A 24,616-nucleotide genomic window follows, 5' to 3' on the forward strand; every position below is an offset into this window, starting at 1 on the left:
CTAATTATGCTCTAGCTGAGCATATCATAGGCAAATAGATATTCTCACGATGAGCATATGTCAATTGCGGGAGAGCGGTAATTTCGTTCCGGCCAGCGCGCGTTCTTCGAGCACCGTGTGGTGGAAGCGGAAGAGCTTGGCCGGCCGGCCGCCGGTTTCGCTTTCCGTGCCGCCGGTTTCCTCGACCAGTTCCTGCTGTTCGATCAGGCGGCGGAAATTCTGCTTGTGCAGCGTCAGACCCGCCAAGGCCTCGATGGTGCGCTGCAGCTGCAAGAGGGTAAAGCTGTCCGGCATCAGTTCGAAGACAACGGGGCGGTATTTGATCTTGGCGCGCAGCCTGGCGATCCCGGTCGCTAGAATGCGGCGGTGATCGGCAAACATCGCCCGGCCGAGATTGGCTTCGCCAGCACATCCGGCTTCGGAAACGAGCCCGGCTTCATAGAGCAATTCGTAGCGCTGCAAGGCGAGATCCTCATTCCAGCCGCCGCCGTCGAGGCCGAAGGTGAAATCGGCCCGGCGATGGCGATGGTCGCGCCGGGCCGGATCGGCATCGGCCCAGATCTTTAGACGCGCCATGATCTCGTCAAGCACGACTGGGCGGCCCTGCCGATGGTCTTCCCAGGGGAAGTATTCGTACCAGCCATGCCATCCCGGCCGGCCGGCATCCGACTGTTCGTTGACGAGGCCGAGATAGCTGATCGAGATCGTCCGCCCGCCCGGGATGTCGTTGTTGCGGTCGCGGTCGGCGAAGGTATAGAGCTGTTCGAGATAGCCGACGGGATGCTCGGTCTGCTCCTGCACCCATTCGCGCAGGCCCGATTGCAAGGTGCGATGGCCCATTTCGAAAGGGCCTGATGGCAGCGCATTGCCGGAGCGGATGGTCATCACGCGCGGCTCGTCCCCCGTCACCGCGACGAGCACCGCAATCAATTCCGCATGCGCAAAGCCGATCGTCACAGGGGACCGAATACTCCGTTCCGAATGGGTCATTCCTGACACAGGCCGGGACGGAAGCCAATGGAGCGGAAGCGAAGGCAACGATCAGATCGGCATTGCCCTCAGCTATTTCCCGTCTCGCCGGCCAGCCCATCCAGGAAAATCTTCAGCTCTGTTTCGTCGATGCCGACGAGATGGCGTTTCTCCGGATAGGCGCCGGTCCGGACATCCTCGGCGAATTCGGTGAAGGCGGCGATGCGTTCGCGCTGCAGCCGGTCGTGTTCGGCGGCGAAGTCGCGATAGATCTTGGCATGGCGCGGATAGTGGTCGCGATTGGCGCCGAGCACGTCGTCGGCGAAGAGATATTGCGCGTCGCAGCCGCTGCCGGCGCCCATGGAGATCATCAGCATCGAGGTGTTGCTGCTGATGGCGGCAGCGACGTCGCCCGGCACGACTTCGATTTCGGCGGCGAAGGCGCCGGCCTCTTCCAGCGCCTTGGTCTGCCGCCAGATCTCGGCCGCAGTTGCCGCCGTCTTGCCGACGGCGCGGAAACCGCCGGTCCAGGTCGCCTTCGACGGGATCAGCCCGAGATGGCCGCAGACCGGGATGCCCTCGTCGCGCATGCGTCGGATCGTCTGCAGGCTTGCAGCGCAATAGACCGCATCGCCGCCGGCCTTCAGCGCCGTAAAGGCGGCGCGCAGATAATCTTCAGCCGAGACAAGATCGCCATATTCGAGCCCCGGAATGGCAAAGGGGGTGGGAGCGATTTCGCGAAAGACCGGGCCGAGCAGCGAAGGCGGTACGGAGACGATGTCGATCCCCGCCTTTTCGGCAGCTTCCGCCTCCTCCAGCGAGGTGACGCGCAGCATGGTGAGCTGGCGCTTGCCCTTTTCGGCAAGCAGATCGGCGACCGTCGCGCGCTTATGTTTCTTCATCGTCAATTCCTTTGAAAATATCGGGAGGCTCATGCGGCCAAGAGGGATTTCAGTTTGATGTTGCTGGCTGCGAGCGCTGCCGGATCCGGATGAGCGCGCGCCGCGATCAGCATTTCGGCGAGGCGGATATCGCGGGCCACCGCATTGCCGGGCCCGATGCCGCTTGCGGCGATCAATCGTCCGTCGGCGTCGAGATGGAAGAGAATGAAGGCGCCTGCGCCGAGCTCGCGGCGCTGCTGCGTGGCAGCGCCTTCGGCAAGGCCTGATATCTGCAGCGTCATGTCATATTGGTCCGACCAGAACCACGGCACCGATGAAACGGCTTCATTGAGCCCGAGCATGTTGGCCGCTGCCAATGTGCCCTGCTCCTGGGCATTGCGCCAGGATTCAAGCCGCACCCGCCGGCCGCCATAGATCGACAGCGGAAAGGAGCAGCAGTCACCGGCCGCAAAGACGTCAGGGGCCGATGTCTGGAGGTAGGTGTCGACGGCAATGCCGTTTTCGATCGTGAGCCCTGCCTTTTCGGCGATCTCCACATTCGGCCGCGCGCCGATGCCGACAAGGGCGAGGTCGGCTTCGATCACGTCGCCGCTCGACAATCTGATCACGGCTTTTCCGCCTTCGTCGGTCAGCGCCGCGATCGAGAGGCCGCAGCGGATATCGACGCCCTTGGCGCGGTGGCGCTCGGTGATGAGATGGGCGATCTCCTCCGGCACGCCGCGCTTCAGCACACGTTCCAGCCCCTCGATGACGGTGACGTCGGCACCGAGCAGCCGCGCCGTCGCCGCAAGTTCCAGCCCGATGAAGCCGCCGCCGATGATGGCGATATGCCGCCCCGGCTTCATCACATCACGCAGCGCCGCCGCATCATGATGGGTTCGCAGCGAGCGAATATGCGGGCTACCCTCCGGCGCGCCGGGGAACGAACGCGCGGCTGCGCCGGTCGCCAGCAGAAGCTTGTCGTAGGAGAGCGTCATCCCGTCCGAAAGCGTCACGCTCTTGGATGCCGTGTCGAGATCCCTCGCCTCCAGGCCGGTTAGCAGCCCGATGCCGTTCTCCGAGTATTTTTCCACCGCGGCGATGAATTTCGGATCGGTGGCATCGGCAGAACCCGCCTTCGAAAGCGGCGGCCGTTCATAGGGATGGAGGGGTTCGGCGCCGACCAGCGTTATCTCGCCGTCAAAATCTTTTTCCCGCAAGGCAAAGGCAGCGCGCGCACCGCATTCGCCGGCTCCCAGGATGACGAAATGAGCCACGCCGGCCTCCCTCAGAGCGAGATGAAGACGGCACCGTCTTCGATCTTGACCGGATAGGTCTTGAGATTGACGCAGACCGGTGCGCCCTTGGCTTCGCCCGTCTTGTAGTTGAAGCGGCCATTATGTTTCGGACATTCGATGATCTCGTCCATCACCAAGCCGTCGGCGAGGTGAATATGTTCATGCGTGCAAAGCCCGTCGGTCGCGAAGAATTCGTCGTCCGGGCTGCGATAGACCGCAAAGGTGCGCCCGCCATGATCGAATCGGATGACATCCTCTTCGTCGATCTCGTCCTTGCCGCAGACCTCGATCCAATTTCCGCTCATTATGTCCTCCCTTAATCGTGATTATTGCGCGGCCGGGGCCAGCTCGTTGTGGAATTCCTCGCGATAGGGCCGTGCGGTCGTCGGCAGTTCGCGCTTCAGGAAATAATCCTCGTTGCGCAGCTGGCGCAGGAAGGCCGGGATCATCTCGCGGTAGCCGGACCAGATCGACGGGTTCGGCGCCGGCAGGTCATGCTTGATCATCGCGTGCAGTTGGGGCAGCGCGTGATAGGGCACCATCGGAAACATGTGATGTTCGACATGGTAGTTCATGTTCCAGTAGATGAAGCGGCTTATCGGGTTCATATAGACCGTGCGGCTGTTCAGCCGATGGTCGATGACGTTGTCCGCAAGGCCGCCATGCTGCAGCAGGCCGGTCAGCACATGGTGCCAGGCGCCGTAAAGGCGCGGCAAGCCGACCAATATCAACGGCAGGATCGAACCCATGGCGATGGCAGCCGCGATCGTGGCGAGATAGATCGCCAGCCAGATGCGGGCGATGCGGATCGCCTTCGGCTGCTCCATCTCGGGAATGAAGGTCTTTTCCGCGGCGCTGACGACGCCGCAGGCATTGCGCAGCATGTCGACCAGCGCATGCCAGACGTCGAGAATGCCGAAGAAATTGAGGGTGACCCGGAAGAGATCGGGCGGCCGCATGACGGCGATTTCGGGATCGCGGCCGACGATGACCGTATCGGTGTGATGGCGCGTGTGGCTCCAGCGCCAGGTCACCGGATTGCGCATGATCATGAAGCAGGCGATCTGGTAGACGGCATCGTTCATCCAGCGCGTCTTGAAGGCGGTGCCGTGACCGCATTCGTGCCAGCGGCTGTCGGCAGCCGAGCCGTAGAGCACGCCATAGGCGAGGAAGAAGGGCAGCGCGACCCATGACCCCCAGAAATAGACGCCGAGCCCGGCAAGAACCGCCATGCTGCCGAGCCAGATGACCGTGTCACGGATCGCCGGCGCATCGGAGCGCTGCATCAGCGCCTTCATCTCCTTGCGCGCAACGTCGGTGTGATACCATTCGGCCGCTGCCAGCCCTGTCTCGACGGCGGTGCGGCCGCTTTCGCCGAGCAGGTCGTAGTCACGTTTCCTTGTCTGGGTCGCCATCATCCGCCTCCCGTTATGCTGTTGCCGGCGAGGATAGGTTGACTTTGGGAGGCACTCAATGCAGGTTTGATGCAATCTATCAAAAGCCATCAAGAGTGGCTTGCATAAATGATTGAATCCATCAGGACCGCCGATGCGCCGCCCGACAATATCCGATCTTGCCCGCGCCTCCGGCGTCAGCGTCGCCACCGTCGACCGGGTTCTCAACGCCCGTCACCGCGTGCGGGAGGAAACGGCGCGGCGGGTCTATGACGCGGCGCAGTCGATCGGCTATCACGCCGTCGGCCTGATCCGGCAGCGCGTCTTCGAAGATCTGCCGCAATACAAGCTCGCTTTCCTGCTGCAGAAACCAACGCAGTCCTTCTACCAGAGCTTCGTGCGCGAGATCGAAACCGCAGCGCGTATGGTGACCAGCGCCCGCATCCAAACGCAGATCGACTTTCCCTCGGCTGCGACACCGGCGGCGATCGTCGAGAAGCTGAAGGCACTCGGCGCCCGCAACCAGGCCGTTGCGCTCGTCGCGCCCGACTACCCGGCGGTGACGACCGCCATCGAGGAGTTGAAGGACAAAGGAGTCCCGGTCTTCTCGCTGCTCTCCGACTTCGCCTCAGGCGTACGCAATGCCTATGTCGGGGTCAACAACCGCAAGGTCGGCCGCACCGCTGCCTGGGTGATTGCCAAAACAGCCGGAGCGCCCGGCAAGGTCGCTTGTTTCGTCGGCAGCCACCGCTTTCACGGCCATGAGCTGCGGGAAATCGGTTTTCGCTCCTATTTTCGTGAAAACGCACCGGAATTCGACGTCATCGATACGCTGATCAACCTCGACACGCCCGAGATCACGCATGAGGCGACGCTGACGCTGCTGCAGAAACATCCCAATCTCGTCGGCCTTTATGTCTGTGGCGGCGGCATGGAGGGCGCGATCTCGGCGATCCGTGAAGAAAGTCTCGGCGGCAAGATCGTCCTCGTCGTCAATGAGCTGACGCCAGACAGCAAAGCGGGGCTTGCCGACGATATCGTCGCCATGGCGATCGGCACGCCCCTGCCCGCGCTTTGCAAAGAGCTGATGGTGCTGATGACGAGCGCGATCGAAAACAGCGAAACGGCTGTTCCCGGACAGTTCTTCCTGCCCTTCGATATTCATATCTCAGAGAACATTTGAGAAATGATGGAATTCTATCATCTCGGCTGAAATTCTTTCAGAAATGAAAGCCGACGGCGGCGAAGACCGATGGATTGCCACGCGAATTCCGATAGAGATTCGCCGACCCAATCACAGGACTGCTCCGCTCATGCTGCGGAGACGAGGAGGATATATCCGTCATGACTTCGATCCGCTTTGCGCTCAACCATATGGCCGCGCCGTCGCTTGCGATCGACGAATTTTTCGCGCTGGCCAAATCGCTCGGCATCGACTCGGTCGAAATCCGCAACGACCTTTCCGGCAATGCCATTCTCGACGGCACCAGGCCCGAAGCGATCAGGCAAGCGGCCGCCCGCCATGGGCTGACGATCATCTCGATCAACGCCCTGCAGCGTTTCAACGAGTGGAATGCAACCCGCGCTGGGGAAGCGCAGGAACTGATCGATTATGCCAGCGCCTGCGGCGCCAAGGCGCTCGTGCTGGTTCCGAAGAACGACGGCACCGGCCGTGCACACGGTGAACGGCAGGCCAATCTGCGCCAGTCTCTGACGGCGCTGAAGCCGATGCTTGATAAGGCCGGCATTATCGGTCTCGTTGAGCCGCTCGGCTTTGAGATCTGCTCGCTGCGCTCGAAGAGCGAGGCGGCAGAGGCGATCAAGGAGCTCGGCGCGCAATCGACCTTCAAGCTCGTCCACGACACCTTCCACCATCACCTTGCCGGCGAAGCAGCGACCTTCCCGGAGCTTTCCGGCCTCGTGCACATCTCCGGCGTTAGTGACCCTGCCGTTTCCGTTTCCGTTGCCGATATGCGCGATTCCCATCGCGTGCTCGTCGACGGCGACGACCGGCTCGACAATGCCGGGCAGATCAAGGCGCTGCTGCAGGCGGGTTATGAGGGTCCGTTCTCCTTCGAGCCCTTCGCAGCCGAAGTGCATGCGGTCAAGGACCCGGCCGGCGCGCTTCGCGCCAGCATGGATTATCTGACCGCGCGGGTTTGGGACCGGAGCAAAGCGTCCTGATCCCGCCAACGGCGTCAGGACTATGCAGCCGCTATTCCCGGCCTCTGAACCGGCGCTGATAGGCCGGATCATAGAGCGAACTCTCGCGAAAATCCTCCGCGGCGAGCGAAGGGCCGACGAAGATGATCGCCGTGCGCTCGATCGGTTCGGCCGCAACCTTTGCCTCGATATCGGAAAGCCTGCCGCGCAGGATGCGCTCGTCCGGCCAAGAGGCCTTGACGACGATCGCCACCGGGCAGTCGACACCGTAAAGCGGCGTCAATTCCTCCACCACCTGCTTCAGCGCATGGATTGCCAGATGGATCGCCAGCGTCGCTCCGGTTGCGCCGAATTTCGCCAGTGTTTCGTCGTTCGGCATCGGCGAGGCGCGACCGGAAACGCGGGTGAGCACCAGGCTTTGAGCCACTGATGGGATTGTCAGCTCGCGCCCGAGCGCCGAGGCGGCCGCCGCAAAGGCCGGAACACCAGGCGTCATCGTATAGGCGATGCCGTGTTTTTGCAGCCGGCGTACCTGCTCGGCCACCGCACTCCAGACCGAGAGATCGCCGGAATGCAGCCGGGCGACGTCCTGTCCGGCCGCAGCGGCGCGCAGATATTCCGCCTCGATCTCGTCGAGTGACATCGGCGCGGTATCGACGATACGCGCATCCGGCGGGCAATATTGCAGCAGTTCCGGCGAGACGATCGAACCGGCATAGAGACAGACCGGGCATCGAGCGATGAGGTCGCGGCCACGCACCGTGATCAGATCCGCAGCACCCGGCCCCGCGCCGATGAAATGCACCGTCATCCCGTTATCCTTTCGTCCAGCGCCACTGCGTCACCGGCATCGCCGGCCGCCAGCCGCTCATGCTGCCGATGGCCTCGGCGCGCGATATTTCGATCCGTGTGAGCGAGCCGCCGCGGTTGGCATATTCGGTAAGCAGCACGGCTTCCATCTCCAGCGTCACCGCATTGGCAACGAGCCGGCCTCCCGGCTTCAGCGCGGCAATCGCGGCATCGACAACACCCGGCTCGCTGCCGCCGCCGCCGAGGAAGATTACATCCGGTTCCGGCAGGCTCGTCAGTACATCGGGCGCCGTGCCTTCGACGACGGCGAGATGCGGTACGCCGAAGGTGGAGGCGTTGCGGGCAATCCGTGCGGCCCGCTCCGGCGATTGTTCGATGGCGATTGCCTTCAGCGACGGATCGGCCAGCATCCACTCGATGCCGATCGATCCCGAGCCGGCGCCGATATCCCAGAGCAGTTCGCCGTGACGCGGCGCCAGCGCCGACAGCGTCACCGCCCGGATTTCGCGTTTGGTGATCTGCCCGTCATGCTCGAACAGCGCGTCCTCGATTCCTGCGGCACAAGGCAGAATGCGCGCCCCCTCTCCTGCCGCGATTTCGAGTGCGCAGACGTTCAGCGGGTCGACGTCGGTGAGATCGAAATCGGCTGCCATGGTGCTTCTCTGCCGTTCCCGATCACCGCCAAGCGCCTCGAGTACGGTAAGCCGCGACTGACCGAAACCCACGGCGGCAAGCAGGGCAGCCAGATCGCCCGGCCCGTCCTCGTCCGAGGTCAGCGCGATGATGCGCCGCCCGGGGTGCAGATGCGACCGGATCAGGTTGATCGGCCTACCATGCAGCGAAATCGTCACGACGTCCTGCAGCGGCCAGCCGAGACGCGACGCGGCTAGGCTGAAGGCCGACGGCGCCGGGATGGTGCGCATCTCTTCCGTCGCGACATGGCGGGAGAGCGTTGCGCCGACGCCGTAGAGAAACGGGTCGCCGGAGGCAAGCACGACGACCGGCGTTCCACGCCTTTGAAGGACGGCATCGATTGAGCGCTCGAACGGGCTCTGCCAGGAAAACTTTTCGCCCGATATCAGCGATGCAGCAAGCGCAAGGTGGCGCGCGCCACCGAAGACGGCAGGGGCGGTCGCGATCAGGCTTCTCGCCTCTTCACCGAGCCCTGCTAGACCATCTTCGCCGATGCCGATAATAGTCAGCCAACGCGGGCCGCAACGAGGAGAGACATCAGACATGGGAAGACCTCGCATTCTGATCCTCGGCGGCACCAGCGAGGCGCGTCTGCTCGCCGGAAGCCTGGCGGCACGGGGAAATTGCGATGTTCTTCTGTCGCTGGCCGGCCGCACCGAAAAACCGGCCGCGCAGCCGGTTCCGGTTCGCATCGGCGGTTTCGGCGGTGCTGCGGCGCTCGCCGATTTTCTGAAGGCCGGCGGATATGATCTGCTGATCGACGCCACGCATCCTTTCGCCGAGCGCATTTCCGCCAATGCCGCCTTTGCCGCCGAGACCAGCGGCATAACCACAATCGCTCTGCGCCGTCCCGAATGGCAACGCCAGCCGGGCGATCGCTGGCGCGAGGTGCAGAGCATCCCGGCTGCCATCGAAGCGCTCGGCCCCTCCCCCCGCCATGTCTTTCTGGCGACCGGCCGGCAGGGTGCGCATCACGCGGAGGCGGCGGCGCAGCATTTCTATCTCATCCGCAGCGTTGATCCTGTCGAACGGCCGCTTGCGCTCGCGAATGTCGACTATCTCCTCGATCGCGGCCCGTTCACGCTGGAAGGCGAAAGCGCTTTGCTGAAGCAGCACCACATCGACGCCATCATTGCCAAGAACAGCGGCGGGGCCGCGACCTATGCGAAGATTGAGGCAGCCCGCCTGCTCGGCATCGAGGTAATGATGGTGGCACGCGCCTCGGCGTCCACAGTCAAGACGGTCGACACTGTCGAGGCGGCGCTGGCGACGATCGATCACCTCGTTCCCCCCGCCATAAAACGCGGCGTATAGACAAGGTCCAGCCTGCCGGGCCGCGTGACGATCCGCGTCTCGGCAGAGCCGATGATGATGCAGGTCGCCATATCGGCCATCGACGCATCGGCCTGCGACAGCTGCTGTACGGCAATGTGCTCGTCCGGCCGCCCGGCCGCGCGCCCGAAAATAACCGGCGTCGTTGCGGGCAGATGGTCGCGCAGCAGCTTGAAGGCTTCGCCGAGCTGCCAAGGCCGCGCCCGGCTGATCGGATTATAGAGGGCGATGACGAAACCGGCCTTGGCTGCCAATTCAAGGCGGTTTTCTATTATATTCCAAGGCTTTAGATTGTCAGACAGCGATATGGCGCAGAAGTCGTGGCCAAGCGGCGCCCCGGCTCTTGCCGCCACGGCCAGCATCGCCGTGATGCCGGGTAGGATGGTGAGATCGACCGCCCGCCATGCTCCCGGGCCGTTCTCGATCGCCTCGCAGACGGCAGCAGCCATGGCAAAGACGCCGGGGTCGCCGCCGGAGACGACGCAAACCATGGCGCCGTCTGCCGCCATCGAAAGTGCGGCCCCTGCCCTGCCCAGCTCCTCGCGATTGTCCGAGGCATGCCGCAGCTGATCGTCGCGGAGCTGCAGCCTGTCGAGATAGGGTCCGTAACCGAAGAAATCCGTCGCCGCTTCGACAGCGGCCAGCGCTTCCGGCGTCATCTGCTCGGGATTACCGGGGCCGGTGCCGATCACGAAAAGCCTGCCGCTCATCGGCTCTTCTCCCAGCCCGGCACCAGCACCAGCGAAAAATACGGCGCGTCGCCGTCGGTCCGGTCGGCAAGCTTTTCCATCGCCGCATTCGCCATGGTGCCGCGCTCGACATAGACGGCTTCGGCAAGCCGGCCGGCCGCCGCCAAGGCCCGGCGGATCTTCGGCAGATTGCGGCCGACCTTCATGATGACGGCGGCTTGCGTATCGGCGAGACGGCGCGTCAGCTCGGTCTCCGCCATCGTACCGGGCAGTACGGAAAGCACATCGTCACCTTGGACGATGGGCATGCCCGCCAGGGACCAGCAACCCGACATGGCGCTGATGCCGGGGATGACCTCGGTCGGGTAGCGCTGGGAAAGCCGGATATGCAGATGCATATAGGAGCCGTAAAACAGCGGATCGCCCTCGCTGAGCACGGCGACGGTCAGCCCGGCATCGAGATGGCCGGCGACGGCTTCGGCAGACCGGTCGTAGAATTCGGTGATCAGGCTGTGGTAGCGTTCGTCGTTCTTGTCGATCTCGGTGGTGACGGGATAGTAAAGCGGTAGCAGCGTCACGCCGGATTTCAGCAGTGGTTCGACGATCGCCTTGCCGTTGCCCCCCCTGCCCTGCTTGGCGAAATAGGCAATCACGTCAGCGCTTTCGATGGCGCGTACGGCCTTGAGGGTCAGAAGCTCGGGGTCGCCGGGACCCGTGCCGACGCCGATAAGACGGCCGCTTGTGGTCATAGGCCCGGCCTCGCCAATGCATTGATGGCGGCTGCCGTCATGGCGCTGCCACCGAGCCGGCCGCGCACGATGGCAAAGGGTACGCCGTAGGAATTCTCCGCCAGCGCATCCTTCGATTCCGCCGCGCCGACAAAGCCGACAGGCATGCCGAGAATTGCTGCGGGTTTCGGAGCGCCGTCGCGCAGGAGTTCGAGCAGATGAAACAGCGCGGTCGGGGCATTGCCGATCGCCACGACGCTTCCGCCGAGCCGATCGAGCCAGAGATGCATGGCGGCGGCCGATCGCGTATTGCCGGTCTCGCGCGCAAGTTCCGGGGTGGCGGGATCGCGCAGCGTGCAGATCACCTCGTTCAGCGCCGGCAACCGCGCCCGGGTCACGCCCTGGGATACCATTTCCGCGTCGCAGAAGATCGGCGCCCCGCCCTTCAGCGCGTCGCGCGCGGCACTGACGAGATCGGCGGAGAACAGGAAATGTTCGGCCGCCTCGACCAGCCCGCAGGCATGGATCATGCGCACGGCAATTTCGGCCTGATCTTCGGTGAAGCGCGAAAGATCGGCTTCGGCGCGGATGATCGCAAAGGAACGCTCGTAGATCGCGTCGCCGCTGCGGGTATAATCGTAGTCTGGCATTCCTATTCCTGTCGCAGCGCCTTCGAAACACCGGTTGCGCCAAGCCGTGTAAGGCAGGCAGCAGCCGATTCGCCAGCGCCTCTGTTGTCTTCGATGGACCGGGCGAGCCTCTCTATAGCGAAATCGATCCGACCGCCAGCGATCCGTTCGTCCGGCCGATCCGCCGCCAACCCGTTGAGGATCAGGTCGTAACCTGCCGCCGAACCTGTCAGGGTCAGCGCCGGCCGCGCATGAGCGCAACCCTTGGCACAGCCGGACAGATGCAGCGTCAGCGAACCGTCGAAGAGGGCGGGTGCTGCGGCAAGGATGCGGCGCGCCAGACTTCTGGTCTCGTAGAAGGCGGAGCCGCAGGCGCCGGCCCCGGCGCAGGCGGCGATGTGCTCGCTGTTGTCGCCGGGCTGCGCGCTGAAACCATGGCCGGCTGCGGCGATCTGCATAGCCGGCACTGTATCTGCCGGCAGGCCAAGGATGAAGAAACCGCGACCGGGCGTCAGCCGGATGGCCGTTGCACCATAGGCGTCGGCGAGATCGAGCAGAGCGATCAGATCCGACGCTCGCATCTGTCCGAATTCCGACCGGACGCCGAGCACGATTTTGCCGTCCGCAAGCCGATGCGGGCCTGGAAACGGTATGCTTGCCGCCCGCGACGGAATGAAGCGGATGTTATCCATGGCCGGAAAACGCGCCCGCAGAAGCGCCGGGTCGATATTCCGTGCCCGGCCGCCGCCCTGCCCGAGGGCCAGCAGGCTCAGAACCTCACCGACGGCTGATACCGCCGTCTCGGCTGGACCGATTGCCACCGGCATTGCCGTCTCACCATCGCCATTGATCGCGACAAGCCAATCTGCGTCGGATTGCGCGACGATGCGGATATCGGCGGAAAGTGCCGACAGCCCGAAGGCTCCGCCGTCGACGACGATCGACAGCTTCGGCGCGAGCCGCGGCGAGGTGATGAGATCGTGGAGCGTGCTGCGCAAGGCCATTTCCATTGCTGCCGGGTCGTTTTTCTCTTCCGGGTCGATACCATGCAGCGGCGAGATCTCGATCGCCGGCCCGTCCGGCACGGTGATCCCGGCGGCATCGATATCGGCAGCAAGCTGTCCGACGGTCTCGGCCAGCAGCCCGCGAATCTGCAGATTGCCGCGCGCGGTGATCTCGAGGATGCCGTTTCCATGTGCCGCGGCCGAGCGAGCAAGTCCGGCGAATTGCGCCAACGTCAGCGCGCCGCCGGCCGGCCGCAGCCGCACCAGCAGGCCGTCGCCGGTCGGCATAGGCGCTGCCAGGGCGGGGCAGGCGCCGCGCCTGCGCATCGCCACCGCCGGGCGGCCGTGCAGATCCGCTTTACCTGTTCTGTCGATCGCCGTTTCGGCCTCAATGCTCATTCCTGATCCTCTGACCATTTCTTACATGATCGCAGCCGGCGCGGCAAAACATGTGGAAAAGGTCCGGCCAGCTATTCCTCGAAATCCCGTCCTTTGCGCAGCAGATAGATATCCATGATCCAGCCGTGCCTTTGCCTGGCCTCGGCGCGGAGCGCCAGAATCTCCGTGGCGATATCCCCAAGCCGTCCCGATCTGACGATCTCGTCCTTGGTGCCGAGATAGGCGCCCCAGAAGATTTCGGCGTCGGGTTCGTCGATCTTTGCAAAAGCCTGTTCGCCGTCGAGCATGACGATCGTGCTGTCGGTCAAAAGCCCGTCATGCGCCAGCCTGCGCCCAGTGGTGATCTCGATCGGCTTGCCGACAAGGTTGACCGGAATTTTGTGGCTGGCCGCCAAGGCCTGAATGCTGGTGATGCCGGGAATAACGCTGTAATCGAAATCCAGGCCGGTTTCCTGCCGCACGCGTTCGATGATGCGGATCGTGCTGTCGTAGAGGCTGGGATCACCCCAGACGAGAAAAGCGCCGCCGCCGTCTTCCGGCAGGCCGGAGATCAGTTCCCTATAGATGCGGGCGATCTCACCGTGCCAGGCATCGACGCTTTGCGGATAGGTTCTGTCTGCCGTCTGCCTCCGCGGCACGGCGAATTCGCAAATCCTGGTGTCTGGCCGCGTGATATATCGTTCGCAGATCTCGCGGCGGATCTCAGCAAGCTCTTCCTTGCCAGTCCCTTTGACCGGCAAGAAGACCACATCGGCGGCGTTCATCGCGTTGATCGCCTGTATGGTGACGTGCTCCGGATTGCCTGTGCCGATGCCGATGATATGGATGTGCTTCAAGCCGATAGTCCCCATGAGTCCCGGCGGTCTTGCCGAAAAAGCCGGTGCTCCGCAAGGGCGATGGCAGAGAGTTGGCCGCGGCCAACCGGGCCGAAACGGCTTCTCCGCCCCTATTGTTGCCGCAAATTGCGAATCGTGTCACCTTCAATACGCTTTTTGACGCTATGTTGACGAAAAAGCGCATCGAAAAGGATTGAGTGTTTTGGACAACATTAGCGTATCGACGACAGATGTGCGGATCGAGCGGCATGCGAACCAGCTTTCGCGGCAACTGAAGCTGTTGCGCGAAAAGCTGTTTCCGCCGCTGTCGCAAAAAACGCTGCGCACATTTTCTTCCGGCGAGGCCGCCCAGATGATCGGTGTCTCCGACGGCTATCTTCGCCAGCTTTCGCTGGATGGCAAGGGGCCGCAGCCGGAACTTTCCCAGAATGGCCGGCGTTCCTATACGCTTGGCCAGATCAATGAATTGCGCCATTATATGGCAAAGCTGAAGCCGAAGGATGCGCTGTCCTACCTTCCCTGGCGGCGCCCCGGCGAGAAGCTGCAGACGGTTGCCGTCACCAATTTCAAGGGCGGCTCGGCCAAGACCACGACCACGCTTTATCTGGCCCAGTATCTGGCGCTGGCGGGTTATCGGGTGCTGGCCATCGATCTCGATCCGCAGGCCTCACTCTCTTCGATGCTCGGCGTCCAGCCCGAATTCGATCTTTCCGATGGTGATACGCTTTATGGCGCAATTCGCTACGATGCCGATCGCAAGCCGCTGAAGGACATTGTCCGCAAGACGTATTTCGATGGTCTCGATCTGGTGCCGGGCAATCTTGAATTGATGGAATTCGAGCATGAGACGCCGCGGGCGCTCAGTGATCGCCAGCGGCCGGGCGAACTGTTCTTCCGCCGCGTCGGCATGGCGATTGCCGAGGTCGAGGCCGATTACGATGTCGTGGTGATCGACTGCCCGCCGCAGCTCGGTTACCTGACGCTCGGCGCCGTCTGTGCCGCCACGTCGCTGCTTATCACCATCCATCCGCAGATGGTTGACGTCGCCTCCATGTCGCAATTCCTGCTGATGACCTCGGATCTGCTCTCCGTCGTGCGCAAGGCGGGCGGCGATCTGCAACACGATTTCATCAAATATGTCGTGACCCGTCACGAACCCTTCGATGCCCCGCAGTCGCAGATCGTCGCGCTGCTGCGCAGCCTGTTCAGCGATGACGTGTTGACGGCGACAATTCTCAAATCGACGGCGATCGCCGATGCCGGCCTGACCAAGCAGACGCTCTTCGAGATCGAGAAGGGGCAGGTGCGCCGCTCGACCTATGATCGGGCGCTGGAATCGGTCAATGCCGCCAACGGCGAAGTTCTCGCCGGTATTCACAAAGCCTGGGGCCGCACATGAGCAGACGCGATCGCCTGAAAGGTCTTTTCGACGATACGGCGCAGGAGTTGGCCGCGGCCAACTACGAAGAGACGTCTTTGCGCGGATCGGCCGGGCCGGTTCGGACGATGGCCTTGACGCTTGGACGCATGGAGGAAGAGAGCAGGGCGATGCAGGAGGCCTTGCTCTCCGGCGAACGCATCGTCGAGCTCGATCCAGATCTGATCGATTCCTCCTTCGTCCGCGATCGCCTCGCCGATCATCCACTCGATATCGAGGACGAGCTGGTGCAGTCGATTGCCGAGAACGGTCAGGAAGTGCCGGTTCTTGTGCGCCGCCATCCCGATGACGACGAGCGCTATCAGATCGCTTACGGTCACCGCCGCCTGCAGGCCGTCAAGCTGCTGGGGCGCAAGGTGCAGGCGATCGTCCGTAAGCTCGACGATACCGATGTCGTCATCGCCCAAGGCATCGAGAATTCAGCGCGCCGGAACCTTTCCTATATCGAGCGGGCTGTCTTTGCCCTCAATCTCGAACTCAAGGGGTTCGAGCGTCCCGTCATCATGAAGGCACTGTCGACCGACAAGACCGAGCTGTCGAAGCTGATCTCCGTCGCCAAAGCGATCCCGGCCGACATCGTCAGGTCGGTCGGAGCCGCACCCGGTATCGGGCGTCGTAAATGGATGGCGCTTGCCCAGGACTGGAACGGAATGACAGCCGCGCGGCTTGCCAAGCTCATCGGTTCGCAACGGTTCACGGCTGAGGAAAGCGACCGTCGCTTCGAGCTTTTGGTTGCCGAGCTCGCCAGGAAAGAGGCGAAGCCCGAACCCACGGAATATGACTGGAAGCCGAAGAGCGGCGGCAAGATTGCCGGCCGAATCAAGAGCGCCGGCAATTCCTTTACGATTGCGTTGAAAACCGGCGATGCGCCGGATTTCGGCGCTTACATTTCACGTCGTCTCGATGAGCTTTACGAAGCCTATCGGGCCGGCAAGTTGCAAGCAGGAGAGTAGGCCGCAAAAGAAAAAGCCTCCGAACGTTGCCGTCGCGGAAGCCTTTCTCATATCTGGACAATCTGAGAATCGCACTTCCTCGAATCGCTGTCAAGCATCTTCGGCATCCTTTTGGGTGGCAGATTTCTTTTGCCTTGAGAAAAGGTGAGGGACATGGAGCCTCAATATGTATCGACGCCCTTTGGGCGGCGATCGATGACGCTTGGCATGCTGGCAAGCCAGGAAAATGCCAGTAAGGTCGATCCGGACGCATCGGTCGATAAGTGGAAGATCTTTCGCGCGCTCTGCGAAGCAAAGGACATGGTCGGCGTATCGGACCGTGCGCTCGCTGTTCTCAACGCGCTGTTGACCTTTTATCCGAAGAACGAGATTGCCGAGGCCAACGGTTTCGTCGTCTTTCCGTCGAACGAGCAGTTGTCGCTGCGCACGCATGGCATGGCCGGCACGACGCTGCGGCGGAACTTGGCGATGCTGGTGGAGGCCGGCCTGATTATCCGGCGGGATAGCCCGAACGGTAAACGTTTTGCCCGTCGTAACGGTCAGGGCGGGCTTGGAGAGGCCTTCGGCTTCAGCCTGGCACCGCTCCTGGTGCGCGCTGGCGAGATCGAGGCGCAGGCGGCTCAGGTGCTTGCCGGCAAGCTCGAATGGAAGCGCCTGCGGGAGCGTCTGACACTTTGCCGGCGTGACATCGCCAAACTCATCGAGATCGCGCTGGAAGAAGAAATTGCCGGCGAATGGATCGAGATGCAGAAGCATTTCAATCTTCTCTCGGCAAGCCTGCCGCGGCGCCCGTCGTCCGCCGAGATGGAGAGCCTGCTGACTGATCTCGAAGCCTTCCGCGAAATGATCATCAAGACGCTGGAATTGAAGACGAAATCACATAAACCAGACGCCAATGATGGCCAAAACGGTCGGCACATACATAATTCAAACCCACACTCTCTATCTGAACTTGAACCAGGCTTCGAACCGAAGCAGGGCGCAAAACCGGAGGAAGAACCGCAGCCGTGGCGGGAGACGCCAAAGTCCTTCCCGCTTGCCATGGTGCTGCAGGCCTGCCCGGAGATCGTCGCTTATGGGCCAGGCGGTGGGATCGGCAGTTGGCGGGATCTGATGGCGGCTGCCGTCATCGTCCGCTCGACGCTCGGCGTCAGCCCCAGCGCCTATCAGCTGGCTTGCGAGGTCATGGGACCGGAGAACGCCGCGACGGTGATCGCCTGCATCCTGGAAAGAGGCGGGCATATCAACTCGGCCGGCGGCTATCTGCGAGACCTGACGCGGCGGGCAGAGCGCGGCGAATTCTCGCTTGGGCCGATGCTGATGGCGCTCATGCGGGCAAGTGGTCCGGCAGCAAGGAAAACCGGATGAGCGGGGCTGAAAACGTTTCGCGCCAGGTGCAACAGCTAGAAGGGAATGCTGCCGGTCGCCCAGGCAAACTCGACCGCTTCCTCCTGGCCTTTTGTTGAAAAGCGCCGTTAACCATGTCATAGATGGCGGAAGGAAACATAGGTTTTGCTTCCATTTGTGAAAAACCGTAAAGCTTAACAATGCGCTACGATATCGACGGTGTGATGCTTCAAACCCTGCTTCCGTCCCTTGCTGCGGCGGAGGACGCCGTGGCACGCTTGGACGAGCGGGTGTTGCGCGCGCCGGTCGGTGAGGGCTTTGCCGAACGCAGCCATTTCTTCGATGCTGCCGGCGCGCTCTGGGTGGCCGGCGAACTCGTGCATGTCGAGGATCTGGTTTTGCACGATGCGCATATGGATAGCCGGGCACCCAGCCACGAACTGACGATCGCTCACTCGGTGCTGCGGGCACGTCGGCGCATCTGGACCGGCGAGCCGACCTGGGCGCTGGGAGCTTCGGGACTTGCGACGCTAACCGCGACGCTCGGGGAAGGGGAGGGGAAAGTGCCGGAGGTAAACAGCCTCGCCGTTACGCTCGAGACCGAAGAAGAGGGCGGCGATGAGGACGGGCCGCTCGCGGCCGAGATGGCGGAGATCGATGCGCTTCTTGCCCGCTCGCAGAAGCTGCTCGATATCCATACCGGCAAAGCCCCGGCAAGCGAAACGGCCGCGGTTGCCCCGGCAAGGCGCAATGACGATCCTCTCGGCTTGCTGGGTGATGACGAATGGGACGAGGAACAGCGGCTTGCGGAGTGGCGGAGCGTACAGCCATTGGCCGAAAGTTTGCCGCCGGTTCTCGGCGCCGTCATCCTTTTCGAAGCCTGGGAAAGGATCGAGCCGTTGCGACGTCAGCACTGGCTCGGCGGTCTTCTGGTCGCAAGCCATCTGCGCGCCCGCGGCAAGGTCACCTCGCATCTCTTCTCTTTTTACGGTGGGCTGAAGCTGGTGCGCCATGAACGTCGCCGGGCGCGCGACCGGGCCACACGGCTGCAGGCCTTCCTGGAGGCGATGCATCTCGGTGCTGCGGCCGGACTCAAGGAACTCGACCGGTTGTCGCTCGCCCGTACACAGATGGAACTGCGCTTTCGCGGCCGCCGTTCGAACAGCAGCCTGCCGGACCTTGCCGATTTCATCCTGTCGCGGCCGATGGTCTCGGCGGCGATGGTTGCCCGCCATTTGCGCATCACGCCGCGCGGCGCTCTGAACCTCGTCAACGAGATTGGCATTCGTGAAATCACCGGCCGCGGCCGCTACCGCGCGTGGGGCATCATCTGAAAATAAGAGCGGCCGGGGATGACCCGGCCGCTCCAATTCTTTACTTATGCCTATCGCCCGGAACCGCTGCACACTTCCGGGCGATAGGCATTTAGGTGAACACCCGGCCTGCCATCCTGTCACAGAGTGCAGACCGGGCGCTCTTGCGCTTCCTTTGCCCCCAGAAGCGCGGTCCCTATTCCCGCTCGCCCGTGAAGTTGAGCAGAAGCTGGAAGATGTTGACGAAGTTCAGGTAGAGCGAGAGTGCGCCGAAGACGGCGAGCTTCTGGTTCGATTCCTGATCGAAGTTTTCCGAATATTGTTCCTTGATGTTCTGCGTGTCGTAGGCGGTGAGGCCGACGAAGACGACGATGCCGATCACCGAGATGGCGAACTGCAGCGCGCTCGAACCCAGGAAGATATTGACGACGCTGGCGATGATAACGCCGAACAGGCCCATCATCAGGAACGAGCCCATGCGCGATAGGTCACGCTTGGTCGCATAGCCGTAAAGGCTGGTGGCGCCGAACATCGTGGCGGTGATGAAGAAGGTCCGCGCGATGCTCATCCCGGTGAACACCAGGAAGACCGAGGCAAGCGACAGGCCCATCACGGCGCAGAAGGCCCAGAAGGTGATCTGCGCGGTGCTGGCCGACATCGTCTGGATGCGGAACGAGAAAAAGAATACGAAGGCGAGCGGTGCCAGCATCACCACCCACTTCAGCGGCGAGCCGAAGATCGGCACGTAGAGGGCCGGCGTCGAGCCGACGACGAAGGCGACGAGGCCGGTTATGACCAGGCCAAGAGCCATGTAATTGTAGACGCGCAGCATGTGCTGGCGCAGGCCTTCGTCGAAGACGGCCTGGGTGCCGGCCACGGCGCCGTAGCGGGGATTGATCGGGTTCATGCTGATCTCCTCGGTTTGAACTAATAGAGCGAGCGGGCGAGCCGTTCGGCCGCCTGGTCGAGATTGAGACCGCTTTCGTCGGCGATCAGCGCATAGGCGACCTCGCCGATCTGCCAATAGGCGGCTTCCGCTTTTTCCAATGCGAGATGGCCGACCGGCTTGACCTCGAAGGCGCCCGGACGGACGGCGAAAAGCGACAGCCGCTTTCCCTCCGGCACCTCGATCGCCATCTCGACGCTGGGGCCGAATTCGGACGGGAAGATCTGCACGTCGGCGACCTTCCAGTCCTTCGGCAGTTCAGGCATCACGATCGCGGTGGCGGCGCGAATATCGTCAGCGCTATAGGTGGCCGGCGTCTGCGGCGGCATCGACTGGCGCAATGCGGCGGTCTGATAGGCGCGGACGGCATCCTCGACATAGGCAGGCGCCGGGACGGAGGCCGATACCTCGGTTGCCGAAAAAGCGCCGAAGGAATTGTGCGCCACCCAGCCGGCGGTAATCAGGATACCGACAGCGGCAATGCGCTGCATGGAATGGAAGATACGGCCATAGGAAAGGCCACGTTCCAGCCGGCGGGCGGCGTCGCGGGTCTCGGGGCGGCTGAAGGCACTTTCGCCGGCAAGCGCCAAGCGCAGCTCGCCCTTCACGCTGAGGTCGGCCATGACCTTGGCGGCAATCGCCGGGTGGTCGGAAAGATACGATTCTACCTGGATGCGGCGGGCGACATCGAGCTCGCCATCCACATAGGCGTCGAGATCGGCATCGAGGATCGGATCAATTGCTTTCATTGCCGTCCCCTCCGATAATTCTCAGATGCGAAACACGCGGCGTCTTCTCCTCGAATTCGCGCAATTGCGCGCGGGCGCGGGAGATGCGCGACATCAGCGTCCCCACAGGAATGCCGAGCGCATTGGCGGCTTCCTGGTAGGACAGGTCTTCGATCGCAACGAGATGCAGGGCCTCGCGCTGTTCCTCCGGCAGGCCGAAGAAGGCGTTGCGCACCTGCCGCAGGCGCACGGCATGTTCCTGGCCGGCCGGCAGCGACTGCTCGGCTTCGACAGCCGCCTCGTCGTGGCGGCGCGTCAGCGACCGGTTCTGGCGCAGACGGTCGATATGAGCGTTGTGCAGGATGGAGAGCAGCCAGGTGCGAAGATTGCCGCCGCTGCGGAAGCTCTTCTTCTTCTCCAGTGCCCGCACCAGCGCATCATGCACCAGATCCTCCGCCTCGTCCGAATTGCGCACCAGCGAGCGTGCGTAGCGCCTGAGCGCTGCAAGCTGTCCGATGACGTCGAAGGGGCGTTCTTTGCGTTCCATGATTGAGTATACGTCAGTGCGGCAGATCTTATTCCCGGCGAGAATAAAAAAATCATGCCGGTCGAGAATACCGTCTTCAATTAGCCTCTCCAGCGGACCGGCGCCCGAAATCCGCGGTTGTTTATGACAATTACATGACAGATCATGACGCCGCTGATTTGAAGGGGAAATTCAAGAATGAAGGAAAAGAAGCGGGTCTACGAAGCTCTCGTAGACGGCGCCATGGAAGGGCTGACGGATCAGGCGCTTTATGATTTCGTCAAGGCGCGTTGTCCAAAGGCCACCAGCAGGAAGATCGTCCGGGCCTCGCTTCTCGCCCTGACCGATCCTCATCTCAGGGACCGCAATATTCTCGACGTGATCTATGCGCTTGCGATCAAACATCGGCTGGATGACGGCGTGCTGGATGACGGCGAAGACGAGGAGCCCGACGAGCGGGCTCAATCGGCGCAGGCGGCCAACCAGAACATGCCGCAGCTTTCCTGAAGCGCGCCGGCCGCCCTCCTGAAATGTCAGCCCCCGTCCGAAAGCCCTTCGAGGATCGGACAGTCCGGCCGGTCATTGCCATGGCAGGCATGCACGAGGTGTTCCAGCGTGCGGCGCAATTCCGAGAGATCGCGGATTTTGCGGTCGATCTCGGCAAGCTTGCTCTCAGCGATGTCCTTGACGTCGGCACTCGCCCGGCTTTTGTCCTCGTAGAGCGCCAGTAATTGCCGGCACTCGTCGACGGAAAAGCCGAGGCCGCGCGAGCGCTGCAGGAAGCGCAGCTTGTGAACGTCGGTCGCGGCATAATCGCGGTAGCCGTTTCCGCCCCTTTCAGGGCGGATAAGGCCGATATCCTCGTAGTAGCGGATGGTCTTCGAAGGCAGGCCGGAGCGTTCCGATGCTTCGCCGATATTCATCGCCATCTCCTATAATTTTGCAAAACGCAGTCTCAGCGCATTTGAAATCACCGAGACGGACGAGAGGCTCATCGCCGCCGCCGCGATCATCGGCGACAGCAGCAACCCGAAGATCGGGTAGAGCACGCCGGCTGCGACCGGCACGCCGAGCGCATTATAGCCGAAGGCGAAGCCGAGATTCTGGCGGATGTTGCGCATCGTCGCCTCCGCCAGCCGCCGCGCCCTGACGATGCCGGTGAGATCGCCCCTTACCAGGGTGATGCCGGCGCTTTCCATCGCAACGTCCGCGCCGGTGCCCATGGCGATGCCGACATCGGCGGCAGCAAGCGCCGGCGCGTCGTTGACGCCGTCTCCGGCCATGGCGATGACCGCGCCTTTTGCACGCAGCTCGTCGATCAGCGCGCTTTTGCCCTCCGGCAACAGGTCGGCGCGGACCTCGTCGATGCCGAGGCTTTTTGCCACCGCACGCGCCGTGCGCTCGTTGTCTCCCGTCGCCATGATGATCTTCAGGCCGCTGTCATGCAGCGCCTTGATGGCGGCTGATGTCGTCGGCTTGATCCGGTCGGCAACGGCGACGAGACCGGCAAGCGCGCCATCCAATACCACGAACATCACCGTCTTGCCCTCGCCGCGCAGGGCTTCGGTCTTCTCGGCAAGCGCCGACGGATCGATGCCGAGATCGGCGAGCATCGCCGCATTGCCGAGCGCTATGTTTGTGTCGCCGGCGAGGCCCTGAACACCTTTGCCGGTCTTCGCCTCGAAACCGGTGATCTCGACGAAGGCGACACCGCGCTCTTCGGCGCCGGAAACGATCGCGTCGGCCAGCGGATGTTCGGAGCCGCGCTCCAGGCTTGCCGCCAGCGACAGCAGCCGGGTTTCCTCGATTCCGCCGAAAGCGACGATGTCGGTAAGCTTCGGCTTTCCCTCGGTCAGTGTACCGGTCTTGTCGACGATCAGCGTATCGACCTTGGAAAAACGCTCCAGCGCTTCGGCGTCCTTGATCAGCACGCCTTCCCCAGCGCCGCGTCCTGTGGCGATCATGATCGACATCGGCGTCGCAAGACCGAGCGCGCAGGGGCAGGCGATGATCAGAACGGCGACGGCGGCAAGCAGGCCATTCGCCAAGCTTGGCTCCGGACCGATCGCTGCCCAGACGATAAAGGCAAGGATGGCCGCGGCAACGACCGCCGGCACGAACAAGGCCGACACCCGGTCGACCGCACCCTGGATCGGCGCCCGCGAGCGTTGCGCCTTGGCGACCATGTCGACGATGCGCGACAACACCATGTCGGCGCCGACCTTCTCGGCCGACATGACGAGAGAGCCGTTCTTGTTGATCGTGCCGCCAGTCAGCGCATCGCCCGTCGATTTCTCGATGGGCAAGGGTTCGCCTGAGATCATCGATTCGTCGACGGTCGACTGGCCCTCGAGGACGGAACCGTCCACCGGAACCCGCTCGCCGGGGCGCACCCGCAGCCGGTCGCCGGTCTGGATTTGCTCGACCGGCACGTCGCTCTCGCCGCCATCGGCATCGATACGCCGCGCCGTCTTCGGCGCAAGGTCGAGCAAAGCGCGGATGGCCGAGCCGGTGCGTTCGCGTGCTTTCAGTTCCAGCACCTGGCCGACGAAAACCAGGGCGACGATGACGGCCGCCGCCTCGAAATAGACGGGCACAGCCGCGCCATGGCCACGAAAGCTCATCGGGAAAATGCCGGGCGCAAGCGTGGCGACGAGGCTGTAGACATAGGCGGTGCCGACGCCGAGACCGATCAGCGTCCACATGTTCGGGCTGCGGTTGACGAGCGAGGCCCATGCGCGGCGGAAGAAGGGGAGGGCCGCCCAAAGCACGACCGGCGTTGCCAGCAGCAGTTCGACATAGGTCGCCTGCGGTTCGCCGATCATTTCCCGGAGCTGCAGGCCGAGCATCGGACCCATGCCGAGGGCGAGCAGCGGCACGGCCAGGATGGCGCTGACCCAAAGCCGTCTGACGAAATCGACAAGTTCCGGACTTGGACCTTCGTCGGCCGGAGGAATGCCTGCCGGCTCCAGCGCCATGCCGCATTTCGGGCAGTCGCCGGGGCGATCGCTGATGACCTCCGGATGCATCGGGCAGGTATAGAGCGTGCCTTTCGGTGCCGGCTTTGCCGGAGGGCGTTTGCCGTCGCGATAGACTGGGGGATCGGCGTCGAACTTTGTCTGGCAGCCGGCCGAGCAGAAGTAGTATTTCTCACCCTCGACTTTCAGAAAATGTTTTGCCGTCGAACGATCGACGTCCATGCCGCAAACCGGATCTTTCGCGGTCAGGTAATCCTGCGGCGCAGCTGCAAACTTCGTCCGGCAGCCTTCGGAGCAGAAATGATAGAGGCGGCCCGCATGATCAAGCGAGGGTTTGCCGGCCTCTGGATCGACGGTCATACCACAGACGGCGTCACGAACCGGCGCGGGGGTAGTCGGGCTATGGCCGCAACAGCTGTGATCGCCGTTATGGGCGTTGCCGTGATGATGGTCGTGATCGTGTTTGATATTCATTGCCATCTCCTATGCCCGAGGGGCAGTTGGAGAGGCTTATCCACCTTCCAGCGACTGGAAGGTCAAGCGCTAATTTTGACGGAGATGA

General features: G+C 62.9%; 25 protein-coding genes. 8 read left to right on the top strand and 17 right to left on the bottom strand.

Annotated elements, in window-relative coordinates:
* Nucleotides 1–60 precede the first annotated feature (60 nt).
* The 5 genes from HJB84_RS07150 to HJB84_RS07170 all read right to left on the bottom strand — a co-directional run bounded on the left by HJB84_RS07150 (nucleotide 61) and on the right by HJB84_RS07170 (nucleotide 4,563).
* A complete protein-coding gene (locus HJB84_RS07150; RefSeq protein WP_221115584.1) occupies nucleotides 61–990 on the bottom strand; it encodes an NrtR DNA-binding winged helix domain-containing protein in 930 nt (309 codons plus the stop codon).
* 68 nt (nucleotides 991–1,058) lie between these two features.
* Complete coding sequence (locus tag HJB84_RS07155; RefSeq protein ID WP_221115585.1) at nucleotides 1,059–1,871, bottom strand: 3-methyl-2-oxobutanoate hydroxymethyltransferase; 813 nt, start codon at nucleotides 1,869–1,871, stop codon at nucleotides 1,059–1,061.
* A 29-nt stretch (nucleotides 1,872–1,900) separates the two neighbouring features.
* Nucleotides 1,901–3,127 (bottom strand): FAD-dependent oxidoreductase, encoded by a 1,227-nt coding sequence (locus HJB84_RS07160; RefSeq protein WP_221115586.1) that lies wholly within the window; start codon nucleotides 3,125–3,127, stop codon nucleotides 1,901–1,903.
* Between the two features lie 11 nt (nucleotides 3,128–3,138).
* Nucleotides 3,139–3,453: a MocE family 2Fe-2S type ferredoxin gene (locus HJB84_RS07165; RefSeq protein ID WP_207585408.1), complete on the bottom strand. Its 315-nt coding sequence runs from the start codon at nucleotides 3,451–3,453 to the stop codon at nucleotides 3,139–3,141.
* 21 nt (nucleotides 3,454–3,474) lie between these two features.
* On the bottom strand, nucleotides 3,475–4,563 hold the full coding sequence (locus tag HJB84_RS07170; RefSeq protein WP_221115587.1) for a fatty acid desaturase family protein: 1,089 nt from the start codon (nucleotides 4,561–4,563) through the stop codon (nucleotides 3,475–3,477).
* Nucleotides 4,564–4,696: 133 nt separating this feature from the next.
* On the opposite strand from HJB84_RS07170, the gene HJB84_RS07175 reads away from it, so the two are divergent.
* On the top strand, nucleotides 4,697–5,725 hold the full coding sequence (locus HJB84_RS07175; RefSeq protein ID WP_207585410.1) for a LacI family DNA-binding transcriptional regulator: 1,029 nt from the start codon (nucleotides 4,697–4,699) through the stop codon (nucleotides 5,723–5,725).
* Between the two features lie 161 nt (nucleotides 5,726–5,886).
* Nucleotides 5,887–6,726, top strand: coding sequence for a TIM barrel protein (locus HJB84_RS07180; RefSeq protein ID WP_221115588.1), 840 nt, complete (start codon nucleotides 5,887–5,889; stop codon nucleotides 6,724–6,726).
* 31 nt (nucleotides 6,727–6,757) lie between these two features.
* On the opposite strand, the gene cobM is transcribed toward HJB84_RS07180, so the two are convergent.
* A complete protein-coding gene (cobM, locus tag HJB84_RS07185) occupies nucleotides 6,758–7,516 on the bottom strand; it encodes a precorrin-4 C(11)-methyltransferase (protein WP_207585412.1) in 759 nt (252 codons plus the stop codon).
* A 4-nt stretch (nucleotides 7,517–7,520) separates the two neighbouring features.
* A complete protein-coding gene (gene cbiE, locus HJB84_RS07190) occupies nucleotides 7,521–8,753 on the bottom strand; it encodes a precorrin-6y C5,15-methyltransferase (decarboxylating) subunit CbiE (RefSeq protein ID WP_221115589.1) in 1,233 nt (410 codons plus the stop codon).
* Between cbiE and HJB84_RS07195 the strand changes: the two genes are divergently transcribed.
* Entirely contained in the window at nucleotides 8,752–9,522 is a 771-nt protein-coding gene (locus HJB84_RS07195) for a cobalt-precorrin-6A reductase (RefSeq protein ID WP_207585414.1), read from the top strand. The two genes, cbiE and HJB84_RS07195, sit on opposite strands and share 2 nt — an antisense overlap.
* Here the strand turns inward: HJB84_RS07195 and HJB84_RS07200 are convergent.
* The 5 genes from HJB84_RS07200 to cobF all read right to left on the bottom strand — a co-directional run bounded on the left by HJB84_RS07200 (nucleotide 9,486) and on the right by cobF (nucleotide 13,825).
* A complete protein-coding gene (locus tag HJB84_RS07200) occupies nucleotides 9,486–10,250 on the bottom strand; it encodes a precorrin-3B C(17)-methyltransferase (protein ID WP_221115590.1) in 765 nt (254 codons plus the stop codon). The genes HJB84_RS07195 and HJB84_RS07200 overlap by 37 nt on opposite strands.
* Nucleotides 10,247–10,978, bottom strand: a complete 732-nt coding sequence (locus HJB84_RS07205) for a precorrin-2 C(20)-methyltransferase (RefSeq protein ID WP_221115591.1) — start codon at nucleotides 10,976–10,978, stop codon at nucleotides 10,247–10,249. The genes HJB84_RS07200 and HJB84_RS07205 overlap by 4 nt, the downstream gene beginning before the upstream one ends.
* Nucleotides 10,975–11,607: a precorrin-8X methylmutase gene (locus HJB84_RS07210; protein WP_221115592.1), complete on the bottom strand. Its 633-nt coding sequence runs from the start codon at nucleotides 11,605–11,607 to the stop codon at nucleotides 10,975–10,977. The genes HJB84_RS07205 and HJB84_RS07210 overlap by 4 nt, the downstream gene beginning before the upstream one ends.
* A gap of 2 nt (nucleotides 11,608–11,609) precedes the next feature.
* Entirely contained in the window at nucleotides 11,610–12,989 is a 1,380-nt protein-coding gene (cobG, locus tag HJB84_RS07215) for a precorrin-3B synthase (protein WP_221115593.1), read from the bottom strand.
* A 71-nt stretch (nucleotides 12,990–13,060) separates the two neighbouring features.
* Nucleotides 13,061–13,825, bottom strand: coding sequence for a precorrin-6A synthase (deacetylating) (cobF, locus tag HJB84_RS07220; RefSeq protein WP_221115594.1), 765 nt, complete (start codon nucleotides 13,823–13,825; stop codon nucleotides 13,061–13,063).
* Between the two features lie 202 nt (nucleotides 13,826–14,027).
* On the opposite strand from cobF, the gene repA reads away from it, so the two are divergent.
* The 4 genes from repA to HJB84_RS07240 all read left to right on the top strand — a co-directional run bounded on the left by repA (nucleotide 14,028) and on the right by HJB84_RS07240 (nucleotide 18,897).
* Nucleotides 14,028–15,224, top strand: a complete 1,197-nt coding sequence (gene repA / locus HJB84_RS07225; protein ID WP_164012453.1) for a plasmid partitioning protein RepA — start codon at nucleotides 14,028–14,030, stop codon at nucleotides 15,222–15,224.
* Nucleotides 15,221–16,216, top strand: a complete 996-nt coding sequence (gene repB / locus HJB84_RS07230) for a plasmid partitioning protein RepB (protein ID WP_207585420.1) — start codon at nucleotides 15,221–15,223, stop codon at nucleotides 16,214–16,216. Before repA ends, repB begins: the two co-directional genes overlap by 4 nt.
* A gap of 153 nt (nucleotides 16,217–16,369) precedes the next feature.
* A complete protein-coding gene (gene repC, locus HJB84_RS07235; RefSeq protein WP_221115595.1) occupies nucleotides 16,370–17,584 on the top strand; it encodes a plasmid replication protein RepC in 1,215 nt (404 codons plus the stop codon).
* Nucleotides 17,585–17,763: 179 nt separating this feature from the next.
* A complete protein-coding gene (locus HJB84_RS07240) occupies nucleotides 17,764–18,897 on the top strand; it encodes an RHE_PE00001 family protein (protein WP_207585422.1) in 1,134 nt (377 codons plus the stop codon).
* A 175-nt stretch (nucleotides 18,898–19,072) separates the two neighbouring features.
* Here the strand turns inward: HJB84_RS07240 and HJB84_RS07245 are convergent, their stop codons facing one another.
* From HJB84_RS07245 to HJB84_RS07255, 3 genes are read right to left on the bottom strand one after another with little or no spacing between them, the layout of a single operon-like run.
* Nucleotides 19,073–19,783 (bottom strand): Bax inhibitor-1/YccA family protein, encoded by a 711-nt coding sequence (locus HJB84_RS07245; RefSeq protein WP_209891744.1) that lies wholly within the window; start codon nucleotides 19,781–19,783, stop codon nucleotides 19,073–19,075.
* A 20-nt stretch (nucleotides 19,784–19,803) separates the two neighbouring features.
* A complete protein-coding gene (locus HJB84_RS07250) occupies nucleotides 19,804–20,571 on the bottom strand; it encodes an anti-sigma factor (protein ID WP_221115596.1) in 768 nt (255 codons plus the stop codon).
* Complete coding sequence (locus HJB84_RS07255; protein ID WP_207585425.1) at nucleotides 20,558–21,097, bottom strand: sigma-70 family RNA polymerase sigma factor; 540 nt, start codon at nucleotides 21,095–21,097, stop codon at nucleotides 20,558–20,560. The genes HJB84_RS07250 and HJB84_RS07255 overlap by 14 nt, the downstream gene beginning before the upstream one ends.
* A 177-nt stretch (nucleotides 21,098–21,274) precedes the next feature.
* On the opposite strand from HJB84_RS07255, the gene HJB84_RS07260 reads away from it, so the two are divergent.
* Nucleotides 21,275–21,583 (top strand): hypothetical protein, encoded by a 309-nt coding sequence (locus HJB84_RS07260; RefSeq protein ID WP_207585426.1) that lies wholly within the window; start codon nucleotides 21,275–21,277, stop codon nucleotides 21,581–21,583.
* Nucleotides 21,584–21,609: 26 nt separating this feature from the next.
* On the opposite strand, the gene cueR is transcribed toward HJB84_RS07260, so the two are convergent.
* Both cueR and HJB84_RS07270 read right to left on the bottom strand, forming a co-directional pair.
* On the bottom strand, nucleotides 21,610–21,999 hold the full coding sequence (gene cueR / locus HJB84_RS07265; RefSeq protein ID WP_207585427.1) for a Cu(I)-responsive transcriptional regulator: 390 nt from the start codon (nucleotides 21,997–21,999) through the stop codon (nucleotides 21,610–21,612).
* A 9-nt stretch (nucleotides 22,000–22,008) separates the two neighbouring features.
* The gene (locus HJB84_RS07270; protein ID WP_221115597.1) at nucleotides 22,009–24,528 is read right to left on the bottom strand and encodes a heavy metal translocating P-type ATPase; all 2,520 of its coding nucleotides are present in this window, start codon (nucleotides 24,526–24,528) and stop codon (nucleotides 22,009–22,011) included.
* Nucleotides 24,529–24,616 lie beyond the last annotated feature (88 nt).

Origin of the sequence: Rhizobium sp. NZLR1b (assembly GCF_019685155.1) — a bacterium.
In the GTDB taxonomy this organism is placed as follows: Bacteria; Pseudomonadota; Alphaproteobacteria; order Rhizobiales; family Rhizobiaceae; genus Rhizobium.